At 67.3% G+C, this 17,193-nt stretch carries 15 protein-coding genes; 5 read left to right on the forward strand and 10 right to left on the reverse strand.

All coding sequences use genetic code 11. The features are described 5' to 3' along the window. Positions 1–8: 8 nt before the first annotated feature. Together AC07WC_RS04060 and AC07WC_RS04065 are read left to right on the forward strand one after the other, a co-directional pair. Positions 9–2,117, forward strand: coding sequence for a M13 family metallopeptidase (locus AC07WC_RS04060; protein WP_495209105.1), 2,109 nt, complete (start codon positions 9–11; stop codon positions 2,115–2,117). A gap of 144 nt (positions 2,118–2,261) precedes the next feature. Next, positions 2,262–4,274 carry a M13 family metallopeptidase gene (locus AC07WC_RS04065; RefSeq protein WP_495208869.1) on the forward strand — a complete coding sequence of 671 codons (2,013 nt, stop codon included), beginning with the start codon at positions 2,262–2,264 and terminating at the stop codon, positions 4,272–4,274. Between the two features lie 91 nt (positions 4,275–4,365). On the opposite strand, the gene AC07WC_RS04070 is transcribed toward AC07WC_RS04065, so the two are convergent. The 7 genes from AC07WC_RS04070 to AC07WC_RS04100 all read right to left on the reverse strand — a co-directional run bounded on the left by AC07WC_RS04070 (position 4,366) and on the right by AC07WC_RS04100 (position 11,083). Next, a complete protein-coding gene (locus AC07WC_RS04070) occupies positions 4,366–5,040 on the reverse strand; it encodes a rhomboid family intramembrane serine protease (protein ID WP_088433267.1) in 675 nt (224 codons plus the stop codon). 89 nt (positions 5,041–5,129) lie between these two features. Continuing rightward, complete coding sequence (locus tag AC07WC_RS04075; protein ID WP_495209106.1) at positions 5,130–5,477, reverse strand: MGMT family protein; 348 nt, start codon at positions 5,475–5,477, stop codon at positions 5,130–5,132. Between the two features lie 11 nt (positions 5,478–5,488). After that, entirely contained in the window at positions 5,489–6,409 is a 921-nt protein-coding gene (locus AC07WC_RS04080) for a DMT family transporter (protein ID WP_495208870.1), read from the reverse strand. A gap of 259 nt (positions 6,410–6,668) precedes the next feature. Beyond that, positions 6,669–8,024: a glutathione-disulfide reductase gene (gene gorA, locus AC07WC_RS04085; protein ID WP_495208871.1), complete on the reverse strand. Its 1,356-nt coding sequence runs from the start codon at positions 8,022–8,024 to the stop codon at positions 6,669–6,671. Next, a complete protein-coding gene (locus tag AC07WC_RS04090; RefSeq protein ID WP_495208872.1) occupies positions 8,021–9,268 on the reverse strand; it encodes an NAD(P)/FAD-dependent oxidoreductase in 1,248 nt (415 codons plus the stop codon). The genes gorA and AC07WC_RS04090 overlap by 4 nt, the downstream gene beginning before the upstream one ends. Positions 9,269–9,272: 4 nt before the next feature. Beyond that, positions 9,273–10,520: a DUF418 domain-containing protein gene (locus AC07WC_RS04095; RefSeq protein ID WP_495208873.1), complete on the reverse strand. Its 1,248-nt coding sequence runs from the start codon at positions 10,518–10,520 to the stop codon at positions 9,273–9,275. An 83-nt stretch (positions 10,521–10,603) separates the two neighbouring features. Continuing rightward, entirely contained in the window at positions 10,604–11,083 is a 480-nt protein-coding gene (locus tag AC07WC_RS04100) for an FKBP-type peptidyl-prolyl cis-trans isomerase (RefSeq protein WP_495208874.1), read from the reverse strand. Between the two features lie 111 nt (positions 11,084–11,194). Between AC07WC_RS04100 and AC07WC_RS04105 the strand changes: the two genes are divergently transcribed. The 3 genes from AC07WC_RS04105 (at position 11,195) to AC07WC_RS04115 (ending at position 14,229) form a co-directional block, all read left to right on the forward strand. Further along, on the forward strand, positions 11,195–11,734 hold the full coding sequence (locus AC07WC_RS04105) for a C40 family peptidase (protein WP_495208875.1): 540 nt from the start codon (positions 11,195–11,197) through the stop codon (positions 11,732–11,734). Positions 11,735–11,865: 131 nt separating this feature from the next. Beyond that, on the forward strand, positions 11,866–12,645 hold the full coding sequence (locus AC07WC_RS04110; RefSeq protein WP_495208876.1) for a C40 family peptidase: 780 nt from the start codon (positions 11,866–11,868) through the stop codon (positions 12,643–12,645). Between the two features lie 246 nt (positions 12,646–12,891). Beyond that, a complete protein-coding gene (locus AC07WC_RS04115; RefSeq protein WP_495208877.1) occupies positions 12,892–14,229 on the forward strand; it encodes a sigma-54 interaction domain-containing protein in 1,338 nt (445 codons plus the stop codon). Positions 14,230–14,256: 27 nt separating this feature from the next. On the opposite strand, the gene AC07WC_RS04120 is transcribed toward AC07WC_RS04115, so the two are convergent. Genes AC07WC_RS04120 through AC07WC_RS04130 form a run of 3 tightly spaced genes read right to left on the reverse strand, consistent with a single transcriptional unit; the run spans position 14,257 to position 17,082 of the window. Next, a complete protein-coding gene (locus tag AC07WC_RS04120; RefSeq protein WP_495208878.1) occupies positions 14,257–15,573 on the reverse strand; it encodes a hypothetical protein in 1,317 nt (438 codons plus the stop codon). Between the two features lie 48 nt (positions 15,574–15,621). Next, positions 15,622–16,386 (reverse strand): hypothetical protein, encoded by a 765-nt coding sequence (locus tag AC07WC_RS04125; RefSeq protein ID WP_495208879.1) that lies wholly within the window; start codon positions 16,384–16,386, stop codon positions 15,622–15,624. A 9-nt stretch (positions 16,387–16,395) separates the two neighbouring features. Beyond that, positions 16,396–17,082, reverse strand: coding sequence for a C39 family peptidase (locus tag AC07WC_RS04130; RefSeq protein ID WP_253247680.1), 687 nt, complete (start codon positions 17,080–17,082; stop codon positions 16,396–16,398). Positions 17,083–17,193: the final 111 nt, after the last annotated feature.

Below are 17,193 nucleotides of genomic sequence, written 5' to 3' on the forward strand. Positions count from 1 at the left end.
ATCACGTGATCGCTCGTACACCCAAACTGGTACTGCTGACCCTGGCCGTTTCGGCCGCACTGGTCGGCTGCGGCAAGAACGAAACCCCGGCGACGGACAGCGCAGCCTCCACCGCCGCGCCGGCTGCCCCGGCCACCACCGAATACAAGCTCGACGAGAGCAAGCTGCCGGCCTACAACGCCTTCCACCCGTCCGACCTGGACACCAGCATGGACGCCTGCGGTGCATTCGGCGACTACGTCAACAGCAAGTGGCTGGCCGCCAATGAGATCCCGGCCGACCGCACCAGCTGGGGCGCCTTCACCATCCTCGACGAGCGCTCGGTCGCCGTGCAGCACCAGCTCGCCGAGCAGGTCGCGGCGGTCAAGAATCCGGCCGGCATCGAGAAGATCGTCGGCGATTTCTGGGCCACCGGCATGGACGAGGCCAAGATCAATGCCCAGGGCATCGAGCCGATCAAGGCCGACCTGGCCGCCATCGACGGCCTGCAGGACAAGGACGCGATCGCCAACTACCTGCGCACCAGCGCGGCCAAGGGCGAGAACGTGCTGTTCGGCTTCGGTCCGGAAGCGGACTTCAAGAATTCGAGCATGAACCTGGCCTACGCCAGCCAGGGCGGCCTGGGCCTGCCGGACACCACGTATTACACCGACGCCAAGAACGCCGACAAGCTCAAGGCCTACCAGGCCCATGTGGCCAAGGTGCTGGAACTGGCCGGTGTGGCGACCGCCGATGCTGAAAAGCAGGCTGCCGACGTGGTCAAGTTCGAAACCCGCCTGGCCAAGGCCTCCAAGTCCAGCGTCGAGCTCTCGCGCGATGTTTCGCTGTTCTACAACCCGGTCAGCGTGGCCGATGCGGACAAGCTGACCCCGAACTTCAGCTGGACCGAGTTCTTCAAGGCCCAGGGCATCGCCGCGCCGGAGAAGTTCTCGCTGGCCATGCCGGGCTTCCACCAGGAAGTGAGCAAGGCACTGGGTGACACCGATGCGTCGGTGTGGCGCGCCTACCTGCGCTTCCACACCGTGGACAGCGCCTCGCCGTACCTGGCCGACGCCTTCGTCAACGAGAACTACAACTTCTACGGCAAGACCCTCAACGGTCAGAAGGAGCAGAAGCCACGTTGGAAGCGCGTGCTGGGCACCATCGAAAACGATGCCGGCGATGCGTTCGGCCAGCTGTACGTCAAGGTCGCCTTCTCGCCGGAAGCCAAGGCCAAGATGGAAGAGCTGGTCAAGAACCTCGCCGCTGCGCTCAAGGAGCGTATCCAGGGCCTGACCTGGATGAGCGATGAGACCAAGGCCAAGGCGATCGCCAAGTGGGAAACCTTCACCCCGAAGATCGGCTACCCGGACAAGTGGCGTGACTGGAGTGGCCTGACCACCGGTCGCGACAGCTACCTGGGCAACGTCCGTGCCGCCAACGCGTTCAACTACAAGTTCGCGCTGTCCAAGATCGGCCAGCCGGTGGACAAGACCGAGTGGGGCATGACCCCGCAGACCGTCAACGCCTACTACAACCCGCTGCAGAACGAGATCGTGTTCCCGGCCGCCATCCTGCAGCCGCCGTTCTTCGATCCGAAGGCCGACGACGCGCTGAACTACGGCGGCATCGGTGCGGTGATCGGCCATGAAATGACCCACGGTTACGACGACCAGGGCAGCCGCTTCGGGCCGACCGGCAACTTCGAGAACTGGTGGACCGAGGCCGATACCAAGAACTTCAGCGGCCTGACCGGCAAGCTGATCAAGCAGTTCGACGGCTACCGGGTCGACGGACAGCCGGTCAACGGCAAGCTGACCCTGGGCGAGAACATCGCCGACCTGGGTGGCCTGGCCACTGCCTACGATGCCCTGCAGAAGGCCTCGGCCGGCAAGGAAGACCCGAAGGTCGACGGCTTCACCCGCGACCAGCGCTTCTTCTTCAACTGGGCCACCGTGTGGCGCACCAAGTACACCCCGGAGAACATGAAGGTCCGTCTGGCGACCGACCCGCATGCCCCGGCGCAGTTCCGCGCGATGGGTGCCCCGTCGAACCTGCCGACCTTCGCCGCTGCGTTCCAGTGCAAGGCCGGTTCGCCGATGGTGCGTGCCGGCGACCAGCAGGTCGTGATCTGGTAAGCCATCACGCCCATGCGTGATGTGGTGCATGCAAAGGCCCGGGATTTCCCGGGCCTTTGCTTTTGCGGCGCGCGGTACCCATCACGCTCTTTTCGCTTTGCTTGGTACACTCGCGCGATCCCAATCCTGCTGGATTCGCTTTACATGTCCAACCTCCGTCCGCTCGCCATTGCCCTGGGCCTGAGCCTGGCCTCCCTGGTCATCGCACACGATGCGCACGCTGCGCCGAAGAAGAAGGCCGCCGCCCGTGCGCCGGCCGTCAGCGCCCAGTGCAGCGACTTCTACGAGGCCACCAATGCGACCTGGCTGAAAGCCAATCCGGTGCCGCAGACCGGTGCCACCACCGCGCTGGGCCAGCTGGCCGACCGCGCACGCCAGCAGCAGCGTGAACTGCTGGATGCGTCGATGACCGCCCCGCAGGGCAACGTGCAGAAGCTGCTCGGCGACTTCTGGGCCAGCGGCCTGGACGAAGCGGCCGTGGAAGCCGATGGCTCCAACCCGATCGCCCCGCTGCTGACCCGCATCAACGCGATCAAGAAGGCCAAGGATGTCCCGGCCTCGATCGCCGCGCTGCACCAGGTCGGCATCCCGGTGGCGTTCAACTTCGCCCCGGACGTGGACCTGAAGGCGCTGGACCGCCACATCGGGTACTTCATGCAGGGCGGCATGGGCCTGCCGGACCCGGCGTTCTATACCCGTACCGATGCCGACACCGTCGCGCTGATGGCGCGCTACCGCACCTACGTCAAGCAGGTGCTGGCGCTGACCGGCACGCCGGCCGACAAGCTCGATGCCGAATCGCAATCCGTGATCGCACTGGAAACCGAACTGGCGCGCAACGCACAGTCGCTGGCGGGCATCAACAACCCGTTCAACAATTACGCACCGATCTCCACCAAGGAGCTCAACAGCCGCTACCGCAACCTGCAGCTGGAGGCCTTCCTGAAGGCACAGGGTGTCAATGACGACCTGGTGTCGCTGTCCGATCCGGCGCTGTTCAAGCAGCTCGACGGCATGGTCACCCGGCTCAAGCCGGAGCAGTGGAAGGTCTACCTGCGCTGGCGCGTGGGCGACGCGATGGCCCCGTACCTGTCCAAGGCCTACCGCGATGCCGAGTTCGAGTTCCGCGGTCGCGTGATCCGTGGCCAGACCCTGCCGCCGGCACGCTGGGAGCAGGTGCTGGATGCGATCAACGTCGCTGCTGGTCCGATGGTCGGCCGCGAATACGCCGCCAAGCATCTGTCGGCCGATGACCGTCGCAAGGCGGCGCTGGTCGTGGACAAGATCCGCGAAGTGCAGATCGATGCGGTCAAGCGCAGCACCTGGATGAGCGATGAGGCCAAGACCGAAGCGCAGGCCAAGCTGGCTGCGCTGAAGATCGAGATCGGCACCCCGCTGCGCGATCTGGACTACACCGTACAGCCGATGGGCCGTGGCAGCTTCGGCGGCAACATGCTGATCGCCTCGACCTGGCGTCATCGCGAAGAGATGAAGCGCATCGGCAAGGGCAACGCCGACCGTCGCTGGGACGTGCTGCCGCAGCAGCCGGCCCTGGCCTACGACATCGCACAGAACCGCCTGATCGTCACCGCCGCCGTGCTGCAGGGCCCGGTGTTCAATGCCAAGGGCGATAGCGCCGACCTGTTCGGCAGCTACGGCGCGCTGGTCGCGCACGAGCTGACCCGTGCAATCGATGCCAAGGGCGCATTGGTCGATGCCAAGGGCGAACTGCGCAGTTGGTGGACCCCGGCCGACAAGACCGCCTGGACCCTGTTCGGCAATCGCGTCGCGGCGCAGTACAGCGGCTATGACTTCCCGGGCGTGAAGGGTGCCAAGGTCAACGGCGAACTCACCCGCGAGGAGAACCTGGCCGACCTGGCCGGCATGGAACTGGCCTGGGAGGCTTACAAGGCCGTGGAACCGGCCGCCAAGCCGGCTGCACAGCAGGGCTTCTTCCGTGCCTGGGCGAGCCTGTGGCCGCAGCAGCTGTCGCCCAACGTGGCTGCCCAGCGGGTGAGCTCGGACATCCTTGCTCCGGGCCGCTGGCGCACCAACGGCCCGCTGTCCAATCTGCCGGCCTTCGGCGCCACCTTCACCTGCAAGCCGGGCCAGCCGATGCAGCGCGTGGAGAACGACCAGATCAAGGTCTGGCGCTGAGTCCTGCGGCATCGCAAACGAAAAGGGCGCCCACTGGGCGCCCTTTTCATTTAACGGGGACGGAGGTGGTTATTAATCCCCTCCGTCCCTGTTATTTGATGCTGCGCAGGTGGTTGGGGCGCTTGGGCGGGCCCGGCGGACGCCGGTTGTTGAACGGGGGTTGGCCGCGCCAGTAACGGATCAGCAGCCAGCCGAACAGCATCCCGCCCAGGTGGGCGAAGTGGGCCACGCCGGGCTGCCAGCCGGTGGCGCCCAGCATCAGCTCCATCGCACCGAACACGATCACGAAGGTGCGTGCCTTCATCGGGATCGGCGGGAACAGCAGCATCACCCGCTGGTTGGGGAACAGCATGCCGTAGGCCAGCAGCAGGCCGAACACGCCACCGGAAGCACCCAGCACCGTGGCCGGATCGGCCAGCATCATGCCGACCAGCAGCTGGCACAGGCCGGCGCCGGCGACGCACACCAGGTAGTAGGTCAGGAAACGCTTTTCGCCCCAGGTCTGTTCCAGCGGCGCGCCGAACATGAAGAGCGCGAGCATGTTGAAGAACAGATGGCCGAAGCTGCCATGCAGGAAACCATAGGTCAGCAATTGCCAGGGCTGGAAATTGCCGCCGGGCGAGAACGGATCGAAGCCGCCGCCCAAGGGCTGCAGCATGAAGGGCTCGAACGTCGCATTGCCGAGCAGGAACGGCTGCTGCAGCAGGAACAGTACGGCGTTGGCGATCAGCAACGCTTTGGTGACGGTAGGCAGGCGCGGAAACATGGGGGCATCCTTTGGAACTGTGCCCATCATAGCCGCAGCGCCCGGCCGCGACCTGCGCGCCAGCGCGTGCGTTCAACCCGCAGGCAGCGTCAGCCCGGACCCCACAGGGCGGCATCCAGATCGTGGGCACCGGCCGCCGGCATGCCCTTCACCCGCCCCCGCTCGATCACCACGCCCTCGGCGCGCAGCCGCTGGCTCTGCTCCTTCCAGCCAGCCGAGCCTTCCGGCATCGCGATGCGGCCATCCGAGCGCAGCACGCGGTGCCACGGCAGATCCGGATCGTCATTCATGCCAAGCACGCGTGCCGTCAGCCGAGCCCTGCCCGGCAGGCCCGCCTTGGCGGCAACCTGGCCGTAGCCCATCACCTGGCCGGGCGGGATCGCATGGATCACCGCCAGGATGCGGGCGCGTGCCTGCGCGGCCGGGTCGTCGCCCACCGCAGCGGCGTTCACGCGCGCACCCGGCTGACCAGCAGCACGCCGAGCAGGACCAGTGCCGTGCCGAGGATCTGCCACGGCCCCATGGGTTCGTCGAGCAGCCATAGACTCATCACGATGGTGGAGACCGGACCCAGCATACCCACCTGCGCAGCCAGCGACGAGCCGATCCGCTTCACCGCCAGCATGATCGCCATCACCGGCAGCACCGTGCATACCGTCGCATTGATCAGCGACAGCCAGTACACCGGCGTGGGCGCCTGGCCCAGGGCCGACATCGGATGCAGCACCGCGAAGTGCAGCACGCACAGCACGCAGGCCACGCAGCTGGCATAGGCGGTGAGCCGGATCGCGCCGATCCGCGCCACCACCTGTCCGCTGCCGAACAGGTACAGCGCATAGCTCAGCGCGCTGGCGAACACCAGCGCGCTGCCCAGCACGATGCGCCCGCCTTCCAGCTGCAGGTCATGGCCGAAGGCCAGCAGCACGCCGAGATAGCTGAGCACCAGCGCCGCCAGCTGCCAGCGACCCGGTCGCTTCTTCAGCAGGACCAGGCTGATCAGCAGCACCAGCGTCGGGTTCAAGTACAGGATCAGCCGTTCCAGGGTGACGCTGATGTACTGCAGGCCCTGGAAGTCCAGCAGGCTGGACAGGTAGTAGCCGGTGAAGCCCAGCCACACCACGCGGCCCCGATCGCCCCAGGACAGCGCCGGCGCGCGCCGCGCCGACCATGCCGCCAGCAACGCGAACAACGGAAAGGCCATCAGCATCCGCAGCGCCAGCAGCGTGGTGGCGTCCACGCCGTGCCGATACGCGAGTTTGACGATGACCGCCTTGCCCGAGGCGGCAATCGCCCCGATCGCGGCCAAGGCGAGGCCGCCGGCAGCGATACGGCTGGAGGACGTGGGCAGCGAGGAAGCGGGTGAAGACATCAGGACGGCGGACAGCCGCACGGGGCGGCGGGACAGGTACGGAACGTCCATTGTCGCATGCGGGGTAGTGGGTGCTTTCCGCAGGCAGACCGTGAAGGAACGCCGCTCCGATCCGGTTTCAATGGCGGAAAGAACCAGGTCGACCGCCAGGCCCCGCGCCTGCGGGTGGTTGGGCCGCGCGGTGCGCAGTTGCCACGCATGGCGTGGCACTACTGGATTCCCGGCGCGACTTCGGCGGCTGCACGCCCCGGATGCGCTTTCAGCGCATCAGTACTACTTCTTCTGCGGAGGTCGGATGGATCGCCACGGTGTCGTCGAACTGGGCCTTGGTCACGCCCATCTTCACCGCGAGCGCAAAGCCCTGCAGGATTTCATCGGCGGCCTCCCCCAGCAGGTGCACGCCGACCACGCGCTCCTCTTCACCGACGCAGACCAGCTTGAACAGACTGCGCTGCGTGCCGTCGGCCAGCGCCTGCAGCATCGGGCGGAAATTGCTGCGGTACACGCGCACGTCGCCATGTTTCGCGCAGGCCTCTTCTTCGCTCAAGCCCACTGCGCCCAGCGCCGGGTGCGAGAACACCACGCTGGCCACGTTCTCGTAGTCCATCTTCGCCTGCGGCTGGCCACCGAACAGGCGATCCATCAGCTTGCGCGCCGCGGCGATCGCCACCGGGGTGAGGCCGACCTTGCCGGCGATGTCGCCCACCGCATGCACGCTGGGCACGGCGGTGGTCTGCCACTCGTCGACCTCCACCTCGCCCTTCTCACCGACCACCACGCCCACCGCTTCGAGCCCGAGATCGGCACTGTTGCCGCGTCGCCCCGTGGCGAAGAACACGGCGTCGAAGTGAGCCTCGGCGGGGCCATCGTGGCCGAACGCCACCACCGCTTCGCCATCGCGCTGCAGTTCACGCAGGCGATACCCGAAATGGAGCTGCACGCCTTGATGGCGCAGGTTCTCGGCAAGCTGTCCGGTCAGTTCCGCATCGAAGCGCTCCAGCAGCCGTTCGCCACGGACCAGCAGGGTCACGCGGCTGCCGAGCGCCTGCAGCAGTCCGGCCAGTTCGACCGCGATGTACCCGCCGCCCACGATCGCGACCCGCTCGGGCGCGCTGCACAGATTGAAGAAATCATCGGAGACCAGGCCCAGCTCGGCACCAGGAATCTCCGGGCGCTGCGGATGCGCGCCGGTCGCGATCAGGATGTGTGCGGCGCTGATGCGCACGCCATCGCTGCATTCCACCGTGTGCGCATCGACCAGCCGGCCGCGGCGCGGCACGCGCACCACCTGGTTGTCATCGAGACGCTTGAGATAACTCGCGTGGATATTGGCGATGTAGGCCTGGCGATGCACCACCAGTTCCTTCCAGTCCAGCGTCGGGCGTACCGGCACATCGAAGCCCATCGCCGCGGCCAGGCCGATCCGCCCGGACAGATCGGCGGCCAGCCACATCGCCTTCTTCGGCACGCAGCCGACATTGACGCAGGTGCCGCCGAGTTCGCCCGGCTCCAGCATCGCCACCCGCTGCCCATGCTGCGCCGCGCGGAAGGCCGCGGCCAGGCCGCCGGAACCACCGCCCAGCACGATCAGGTCATAGTCGTATTGCGTCGTCATTGGCATCGCTCAACTCGGTAAGGGGCAGGATCGATCGCCGGCGCGCGGCCGTTGATCAGGTCTGCCATCAACTGGCCGGTGCCGACGCTCATGCTCATCCCCAGCATGCCATGACCGGCCGCGATCCAGACGTGAGGGTGCGCCGGCACGCGGCCCAGCATCGGCAGGTCATCGACGCTCATCGGGCGCCAGCCATACCACCGTTCCTGCAGTGCCGGGCCGCGCGGCTGCCTCAGGTACAGCGCGGCGGCATCGTCCAGCGCGTGCAGGCGAGCCGCAGTGAGCCGGGTATCGGCGCCGGCGAATTCCATCGTCCCCCCCAACCGCAATGACTGCGCCCAGGCGATCACGAACACCGAATGATCTTTCAACACCACCGGCCGCTGCGGCACCAGCGCGGGGCGTGCGTAGGTCAACGAATACCCCTTGCCGGGCTGGATCGGGATGCGCAGGCCGAGCTGGCGGGCCCACTGCGGCGACCACGGCCCCGTCCCCAACACCACCTCGGCCCCCATGCGCGGCCCATCGGTGGTCATGATCGATACCCCTGTCGCGTCCGGGCGAAGCGTCAGCACGCGGGTGTGTTCCTCGATCACCACGCCGCGTGCGCGAAGTACGCGGGCGAGCTCGGCGGTGAAACGGTCCGGTCGCAGCTGCGCGTCGCCGGGGAAGTGGATCGCGCCGGCCAGGCCATCGCAGAAGGCCGGCTCCTGCCGCGCGTAGCGGCCGCCGTCGAGGATCTGCGTGGCGATGCCCAGCGCATTGAGCGCCTCGCACTCGGCCGCATGCTGGTCGAAGTTGCGCGGGCTGCGGAACACGTAATCCAGGCCACGGGTATCGAACTCGCACGCCAGCCCATGCCGCTGCACCCAGTCCGCCAGACGCGTGCGTGAATCATTGAGCAGTGCCGCGCGGGCCCGGGTGCTGTGCAGCCAGTCGGCGCGGTTGCAGCGCCGGGCGAACTGCCACAGCCAGCGCCACAGCGCCGGATCCAGCCGTGGCGGAATGTACAGCGGCGCCCGCGGCGACAACATCCATTGCAGCGCACGCCACGGCACGCCCGGGGCGGCCAGGGGCGGCGCATGGCTGGGCGTGATGGTGCCGCAGTTGCCGTGGGAGGTGCCGCCGCCAATGCGTCCGGCGTCCAGCACGCGTACTGCACGGCCCTGTTCGCTGAGCGCCAGCGCGGTCGCCAGCCCGATCGCGCCGGCCCCGACGATGATCACCTCATCGCGCACGGCCATCGACTCAGGGCCGGCGCAGCGGTGGCCACTGCAGGTAGGTCATCGCGCGCCAGATCCATTCCAATGGCCCGAAGCGGAAGCAGCGGAGCCACAGATGACTGATTCCCACCTGCAGCGCGAACAGCCCGAACGCGAACGGAACCTGCCACAGCCGCGGCATCGTCTCGAATGCGCCGAGTCCATACCCATAGAACACCCAGGTGCAGACCAGCGACTGCCCGATGTAGTGGGTCAACGCCATCCGCCCCATCGGCGCCAGCAGTTGCAGGTGCGCGCGCCAGTGCACGATCCAGGCCAGATAGCCCAGGCACATCAGCAGACCGGCCAGTGCACTGATGGCATACGCCAGGCCACCGGCCAGGTCCAGCGTGCCGGGGGCCTGGTAGGGGTGCCACATCGCACTGGCCAGCATCAGCAGCAGGCCGACCGGCAGGGCAATCCAGCGCAGCCGCGCATACAGCCGCGCGAAACGGTCCGGCTGGGCCAGCGCGCCGCTGCGCGCGAACCAGCTGCCGATCAGGAACATGCCCAGCACTTCCGGACCGATCACGAAGATGCCCGACAGCATCGCGCCGAGATCGCGCAGGCGTTGGCCGACGGCCTCGCCCCAGCTGCCATGGGCATAGGCCTGGCGCTGCAGCTCGATCGTCTGCTGGGCCTGGGTGATCGCTTCGCGCAGCGGTTGCTGCGTATGCTCCATGCTGGCCATCCAGCTCATCAATGCACCGAGCACCAGCACCAGCGCGGCCGCGCCGAGATAGCAGATCACGCCCATCGCGGGCAGCCAGCTGCGCGGCGCCTCGCGACAGGCAAGCAACAACAGCGAGATCAGCGCGTAGACCACCAGGATGTCGCCGGACCACACCAGCAGTGCGTGGCACAGGCCGATCAGCAGCAGGGCGGCGCTGCGGCGCAGATAGAACGGTGCGAACGCGCGGCCCGACTGTTCGGCACGCTGCGCCATGACCGAAAAGCCAGCGCCGAACAGCAGCGAGAACAGGGTGAAGAACTTGCCCTGGACCAGCACGTAGATCGCCGCGTCGGCCCAGTAGTCGGCCCCGTGCCAGTGCGGATCGATGCCGGTGAAGGACAGGTCCAGCGGACCGCTGAACGCCTCCATGTTCATCAGCAGGATGCCCAGCAGCGCGAACCCACGCAGGATGTCGATGACGGCGATGCGCTCGTGCGCAGCCACCGGCTGCAAAGGAGAAGAAGCTGCGTTCACAGGCAATCCGCTGACCAGGTCCGCCATTATGCCGTGCGCGCGCACGCCTGCCGCGGAAACGAAAACGGCCCGCCGAAGCGGGCCGTTGGATCAACGAGGGGACGCCGCACTCAGTGCTGGTGGCCGCCGTCGCCGTGCACGTGGCCGTGCTCGATTTCTTCCTTGCTGGCTTCGCGCACGTCGACGATCTCGACGCTGAAATGCAGGTCCTTGCCGGCCATCGGATGGTTCAGGTCGACGTCGACCACGCTCATGCCGACCTTCTCGACGGTCACGGCGCGCGGGCCGAAGTTGGTCTGCAGCACGACCTGCTGGCCCGGGACCAGCTTGCTGGTGCCGAAATGCTTCTTCGGCACGCGCTGGGTCAGGCCTTCGCGGCGCTCGCCGTAGGCATCGGTCGCCTTGACGTCCACCTCGAAGGTGGCGCCGGCTTCCTTGTCGATCATGGCGTTTTCCAGGCCCGGAATGATGTTGCCGTGGCCGATCAGGATCGCCAGCGGATCACGGTCCCTGGAGCTCTCGATCGGCTCCTGGCCCTGCTCGGCGACGGTGTAATGGAAACGGACGACGCGGTCTTTTTCGATCTTCATGCGCAACTCTGGTCTGGAGACTGCCGAGGGCAGACGGGTGAGGCGGGTTGTGGCCTGCCGGATACGCCGCCATCATGACGGCCTTCTAAGGTCGCGCATTATCCGGACAACATGCACATGACGCCAGTTTCGCGCCTGACCCGCCTGCCCAGCCAACTGGCCCTGCTGGCGATCATCGCCCTGCTGAGCGCCTGTGGCGGCGGCAAGACCACCCGCCCGACGCCGCCGCCTGCCTCCACCCAGGTCTGGCCCAGCGTCACCCCGAACGATCCGCAGGCCGCCAACGCGGTGCTGATGCGCGCCATCGGCCTGGTCGGCACGCCCTACCGTTACGGTGGCAACACCCCCGAATCCGGTTTCGACTGCAGCGGCCTGGTCGCGTATGTGTATCGGGAAATGCTCGACCTGCGCCTGCCGCGGACCTCGCGCGACCTGGCCGCCGTGCAGGGGCCGAAGATCGATCCCAAGCGCCTGGCGCCCGGCGACCTGGTGTTCTTCGGCAACAAGGGCAACGTCTTCCATGTCGGCATCTACGTGGGTGAAGGGCGCTTCGTGCATGCCCCCAGCACCGGTGGCACGGTCCGGCTGGACTCGCTCGGGGGCCCCTACTGGAAGGACCATTACACGGGGGCGAAACGCGTACTTGACTAAACTGAACAGGGGTAAGGTCCAAATTTGTGATGCGAATCACACAGTTGTAAACGAAAAATTAACGGAATTTGTACCTAATCACTGCGCTTACACGGCATCATCACCCATCGTTTTTATTCAGTGACCGCCGCGTGACGACAGACGACCTGACTTGCAAAGGCCAGACCGCCGCAACCCGGCGACGCGCCCGACCCGCTTTCTTCGCTGCAGCGCTCTGCCTGGCCAGCCTTCCGGCCTGGGCACAGTCCGCACCGACGACCGCTCCCGAGGCTTCTGCAACCCCCGTCACTGTTGCCCCCGATTCTTCCGCGCCGGCCAAGCCCAAGGCTGATGCGCCGGCCCGCAGCAAGGCCGATGCCGCTGCCAGCGCCACCCTCGCCGCCCTGCTCCCGCACCTGGCGGCCAACGACACCATCCCCCTCATGGACCGCTCGGCGATGTTCGCCGGCGACCTGAGCCGCCTGCTCGCCAACTACGATGCCAGCGCCGGTGCCAATGGCGCGGTGGTCGGTGATGCCGCCGACAACGGCAAGGTCCAGTCCCTGCTCCGTCGTGCGATGACCCTGCTGGGCACCCCGTACCGCTGGGGCGGCACCTCGCCGGACAGCGGTTTCGACTGCAGCGGCCTGGTCGGGTATGTGTTCCGTACCGCGCTGGGCATCGAGCTGCCGCGCGTCTCGCGCGAGATGGCGCATGACGGCGCCGCCGAGCTGATCAATGACCGCAATGCCCTGGCCGCCGGCGATCTGGTCTTCTTCGGCCGCAAGGGCCGGGTCGACCACGTCGGCATCTATGTGGGTGAAGGCCGTTTCCTGCACGCCCCGAGCACCGGCAAGGACGTCCGCGTCGACAGTCTGGTCAGCGGCTACTGGGGTGGCAAGTTCATGCAGGCCCGCCGCGTCGACCTCTGACCCGTCCTGCTGGACCCCCCGATCGAAGGCCGCTGCCCCGCAGCGGCCTTTTTCGTTGCGGTGCGGCCATGGCCGCTGGCCACCCCAACCCGCGTTCCTTTCTCTGTCACGGCCGTTTTTCCGACCGGCGACGCGCCCGGTGCATACGCGCCGAGGCGGGGGACGGACCCGGACGTGGGGCGGCACGTCCGTGGCAACCGATCAGGCAGCAGACACCGCCCGCGATCCTCGTCGACAAGGTGACGCATGGCGGCTGTCCCCGATTTTCCTGCCCGGTGTGTGATCTGGTTTGGGCAACCCCTCGCGCTGGAACGGGCGACACTGGCTGCGGCCGGGTGGCAGGTCCGCAGCGTGGCCCCCGAGCAATGCGCCGGCATCGGCATGCGCGGCAGCGACCAGGTGGTCGGCCTGCTGGACCTGCGCACGGTGGTGCCGGCCAACCTGGCCCATCTGCAGCAGTTGCTGATCGATCACCGCCACATGAACCTGCTGGCGCTGTTGCCGGCAGCGCCCCTGCGCGCCTCGCCGGTACTGGATGCGCTGCTCGCGGCCTGTGTGGACACCTACTCTGCCCCGATCGACCTGCCCCGCGTGGTGCAGCGGCTGCAGCAACTGGCCGGCGCCGCCCCCCTGCACGCCGATCATGGCCCGCAATCCCTGATCGGCGACAGCGCGGTGCTGCAGGTGACCCGTGCTGCCATCCGCAAGTACGCGCCGGTGGACCTGCCGGTACTGATCACCGGCGAGACCGGCACCGGCAAGGAACTCGCCGCGCAGGCACTGCATGCCCTGTCAGCACGGCACGCGCGCCCGTTCCTGGCGGTGAACTGCGGCGCCATTCCGGCCGCGCTGGTCCAGTCCGAGCTGTTCGGCCATGAACGCGGCGCCTTCACCGGGGCGGCAACGCGGCGCCTGGGCCTGTTCGAATCGGCCAGTGGCGGCACCGTGTTCCTGGACGAGATCGGCGACCTGCCGCTGGATGCGCAGACCAACCTGCTGCGCGTCCTGCAGGAAGGCACGGTCGAACGCGTCGGCAGCAACCGGCCGCTGGCAGTCGATGTGCGCGTGCTCGCGGCCACGCACGTGGATCTGGAGAAGGCGGTCGACCAGGGCCACTTCCGTCGCGACCTGTTCTACCGCCTCAATGTACTGCGCCTGCCGTTGCCGCCCCTGCGCGAGCGCGGCAGCGACATCGCCCTGCTCGCCCACCATTTCCTCACCAGCTTCCGGCATCGCCATGTCACCCGTGCGCGCGGATTCACCGCCGAGGCAGTCCAGGCGCTGGAGCGTTTTGCGTGGCCGGGCAACGTGCGCGAGCTGCTCAATCGGGTGCAGCGTGCGGCGATCGTCAGCGATGCCGAGCTGATCACCGCGGCGGACCTGGAGTTGAGCCAGCCGTTGCTGGCCAGCACCGAGCGCGGCCTGCACGGCGCAAAGCAGCTCGCCGAACGCGAGACCTTGCTGCATGCGCTGCGCCAGAACGATTTCAACATCACGGCCTGTGCCCGCCACATGCAGGTCTCGCGGGTGACGGTCTACCGGTTGTGCCGCAAGCACCAGCTCGCGCTGCCCGAACTGCGCTGACCGGGACCGCCGTGTGGGCGCGACCGCTCACAGGCTGTACGGCACTTTGAACGCCAGGGTGAAGTCGGGGGCATCCGGCGTCAGGCCGATGCCGAGCAGGCTGACCAGGGTGGTCTTCTGGTTGAGCGCATAGGTGATGCCCAGGTTGAGCGTGCCCGCATTGGCGTCGCTGCCGATCACCTTGAGCCACTGGCCGTTCCTGTAGCGCGTGGAGGCCCGCGCGCTCAGCTTGTCGCTGAAGGAGATGCTGAGGCTGGTGCGCTCGTTGAACGCGAACGCCACGCCGGCACCGAAGTAATAGGAGCCTCCCAGCTTCACATCGCCCGGGTTGGTGGTGTCCGGGTTGGCGTCGATGTCATCGAAGCTGCGCGGGAAGGAATGGATGTAGCCGATGTTGGCGAACAGGATCGCCGGGTCGGCGGTCTTCACGGCCGACAGGCCGACGTTGGCCTGCCACACGCCATTGCCGGTGGGCTGTTGCTCGGGCACGGCGAAGCGGATGAAGTCATCGTCATCGCGCTCGAGCACCTTCCAGTCCAGCCCATAGGGCGCCCGCCCGGTCGGCGCGGTCGCGCCCACGGTGAGCACGGTCTCCGGCAGCCGCCCGCGTTCGGCGAACAGCCGATAGTTGGCACTCAGCCCGACGTCGCCGATACCGTTGCCGGTGGTTTCCTCCTGCGCGATCGCCGCCGCCGAGCCGCCGGCACCGCCCTTCTGGAACACCGTCTTGCGCGCCAGATTGGGCACGTCTAGGTTCAAGGTCAGGCGCGGGCTGACGCCCCAGCGTGCGGCCAGGTTATAGGTCAGCGTGTCCGACTCCACGTTTTCAATGGCGATGTTGCCCAGAAAGATCGCATCCAGCGCCAGGAAGCCGTTGAGGCTGAGCTGCTTGCGGTCGTAGCGGGCGTAGGAGAGGCTGTTTTCGATGGTGAAGCGGCGACTGAAGAGCGCGGCCTGCTGCTGTTTGACGTCATCCACGCTGCGCCGCGATTCCTGTTTGGCCTGCTGCGCTTCGGCCGCCGAACTGGCGTAGCCATCGGCACTGGCCGGTGCCGCTGGGGTGCCCGCCGGCAGCGCCTGCTGCGGGGGCGGCGCGGTGGATGCGACCGGTGCGGTCTTGCCGGTCAGCCGCGCCTGCATGGCCTGCACCTGCATGTCCAGTTCGCGCAGGCGTCGCACTTCCTGCGCGTAATTCGCTTTGAGGCTTTCCAGCTGCGCCATCAGCGCCCTGACGTCGGCCTCGTCATTCGGCGCAGGCTGTTGTGCCTGCGCACGGGCGGACGCAGCCGCCATGAGTGCCAGCGCCGCCAGCGCCAGCGGTGTTGCGCGGATCATCGTGTGCATTGCCCTGGCCCACTGTTGTGTTGACGCTCCCCCTGCCGTGCCGATGGATCACTGGCCCGGCCCCATGCCTACCCCGCGTACCAGCGTCATCGCCTGTGCCACGTTCTGGTTGAGCGGCACGTTGTTGGCCAGCGACTGCCGGACAAGATCGATCTGCAGCCGGTTGCTGACCGACTGCCCGTCACTGCCCAGCGCGATGCTCTGCCCGACGCTGCCGTTGCGGATCCACTGCTGGACCGCACCGACACCGTCGATCTGCAGCTGCACCTTGGCCGTGTTGCCTTCCAGCTGGGCCAGCGCACTGACCCCGCCCTGCTGCAGGCTGGCCAGGTTCACGCCTTCGCCGGTGGGCGTGGGCGCGGCGCCATCGCGCACGGTCAACTGGGTGGCGTTGCTGGCCAGGTTGCCATCGCCGGCGACCTGGATGCTCTGGCTCAACCCGGCCACGTTCTGCAGGCCGCTGGACTCGATGCTGCGCCCCGGTGTCACCGGCAGCGGTGCATCGGCTGCGGTCACGCTCACGCTGGGCGCGAAGCTGATCCTGGGGGTGTTGCCGCCATGGCTGAAATCCATGCCCAGCTTCAGCGCGCTCTGCGCGGACTGCCCACCGGCGGTCTGCCACTGCGAGACCATGGTGACGCCGAACCACGCCACCGTATTGCCACCGACGGTGTAGCGACCACGCATGAGGTTCAATTCCGGATCAGGGATTTCGCTCAGCCCCTTGCCGGGCCGGCTGTCGTCGGCATGCGCCGGCGCGATGCCCAGCAGGGCAAGCAGCACGATGCCGGGCGTCCAGGTTGCGATGTTCATGTTGCCTCCTTAAAACAGATCGGCATGGGTGAATCCGAAGTCGACCAGTTCCGCGTCGGTGATCGGTCCCTGCCTGGCGTACAGCGAACGGGCACTCGGCCGTTCGCCGGGCTGCAGCAGCACCGTGTTGCGATCGAAGTCACTGCCGATCACGACAAACACGGCGCGCGACGGCCACGCCTGGAGAAATTCGCTGACGGGAATGCTGCGGTTGCCCAGGATCGGGTCGGCCACATCCACCAGATCGCCGCGGACCTGTTTGAGGACCACGAAGTGGCGGAAGCCCCGCACATCCATCAGCACCAGCCCGGGCACGCGCAGTGAGCGCAGGCGCTCTTCATTGACGCGGTAGCCGCGTCCACGCATGCCCATCGATTCGACGTAACGCTTGATGTCCAGCAGCGAGAAACCACGCTGGTGGACCAGTTGTGGATCCGAGACCCCCATCATCCCTTCGATCACCGTGCCCTCATCGGCCTCGAGGTGGTAGGCGTAGCGCAGGATCGTCGCCAGCGCAGCGGCGCCACAGCTGTAATCGGTGTGTTGCCGCACGACATTGCGGAAGCGCCGTTCCTGCATGCTTTCCACGCGCTGGGTGAGCACCGCCCCGTTGGGCAGCACGCCACTGAAGCCGACATCGCCGGCGCGCACGATACCCATCGGCATCATCAGCACCGACAAGGCCCACACCAGCATCCACGTGCGCATACGACTGGACATGCGTGACTCCGGCTCAGGAAGGAGCCCCTGCCCCAAGGGGGAGAAGGGACAGGGGCTCCCGGGGAGCCCGGTCATTGGCGGATGACC

The sequence above is a fragment of the Stenotrophomonas sp. GW821-FHT01H02A genome (genome assembly GCF_059422145.1).

Coding starts and splice junctions, on each gene's coding strand:
- AC07WC_RS04065 (WP_495208869.1), top strand. CDS start 2,262: ATGTCCAACCTCCGTCCGCTCGCCATTGCCCTGGGCCTGAGCCTGGCC.
- AC07WC_RS04070 (WP_088433267.1), bottom strand. CDS start 5,040: ATGTTTCCGCGCCTGCCTACCGTCACCAAAGCGTTGCTGATCGCCAAC.
- AC07WC_RS04080 (WP_495208870.1), bottom strand. CDS start 6,409: ATGTCTTCACCCGCTTCCTCGCTGCCCACGTCCTCCAGCCGTATCGCT.
- gorA (WP_495208871.1), bottom strand. CDS start 8,024: ATGACGACGCAATACGACTATGACCTGATCGTGCTGGGCGGTGGTTCC.
- AC07WC_RS04090 (WP_495208872.1), bottom strand. CDS start 9,268: ATGGCCGTGCGCGATGAGGTGATCATCGTCGGGGCCGGCGCGATCGGG.
- AC07WC_RS04095 (WP_495208873.1), bottom strand. CDS start 10,520: ATGGCGGACCTGGTCAGCGGATTGCCTGTGAACGCAGCTTCTTCTCCT.
- AC07WC_RS04100 (WP_495208874.1), bottom strand. CDS start 11,083: ATGAAGATCGAAAAAGACCGCGTCGTCCGTTTCCATTACACCGTCGCC.
- AC07WC_RS04105 (WP_495208875.1), top strand. CDS start 11,195: ATGCACATGACGCCAGTTTCGCGCCTGACCCGCCTGCCCAGCCAACTG.
- AC07WC_RS04115 (WP_495208877.1), top strand. CDS start 12,892: ATGGCGGCTGTCCCCGATTTTCCTGCCCGGTGTGTGATCTGGTTTGGG.
- AC07WC_RS04120 (WP_495208878.1), bottom strand. CDS start 15,573: ATGCACACGATGATCCGCGCAACACCGCTGGCGCTGGCGGCGCTGGCA.
- AC07WC_RS04125 (WP_495208879.1), bottom strand. CDS start 16,386: ATGAACATCGCAACCTGGACGCCCGGCATCGTGCTGCTTGCCCTGCTG.
- AC07WC_RS04130 (WP_253247680.1), bottom strand. CDS start 17,082: ATGCTGGTGTGGGCCTTGTCGGTGCTGATGATGCCGATGGGTATCGTG.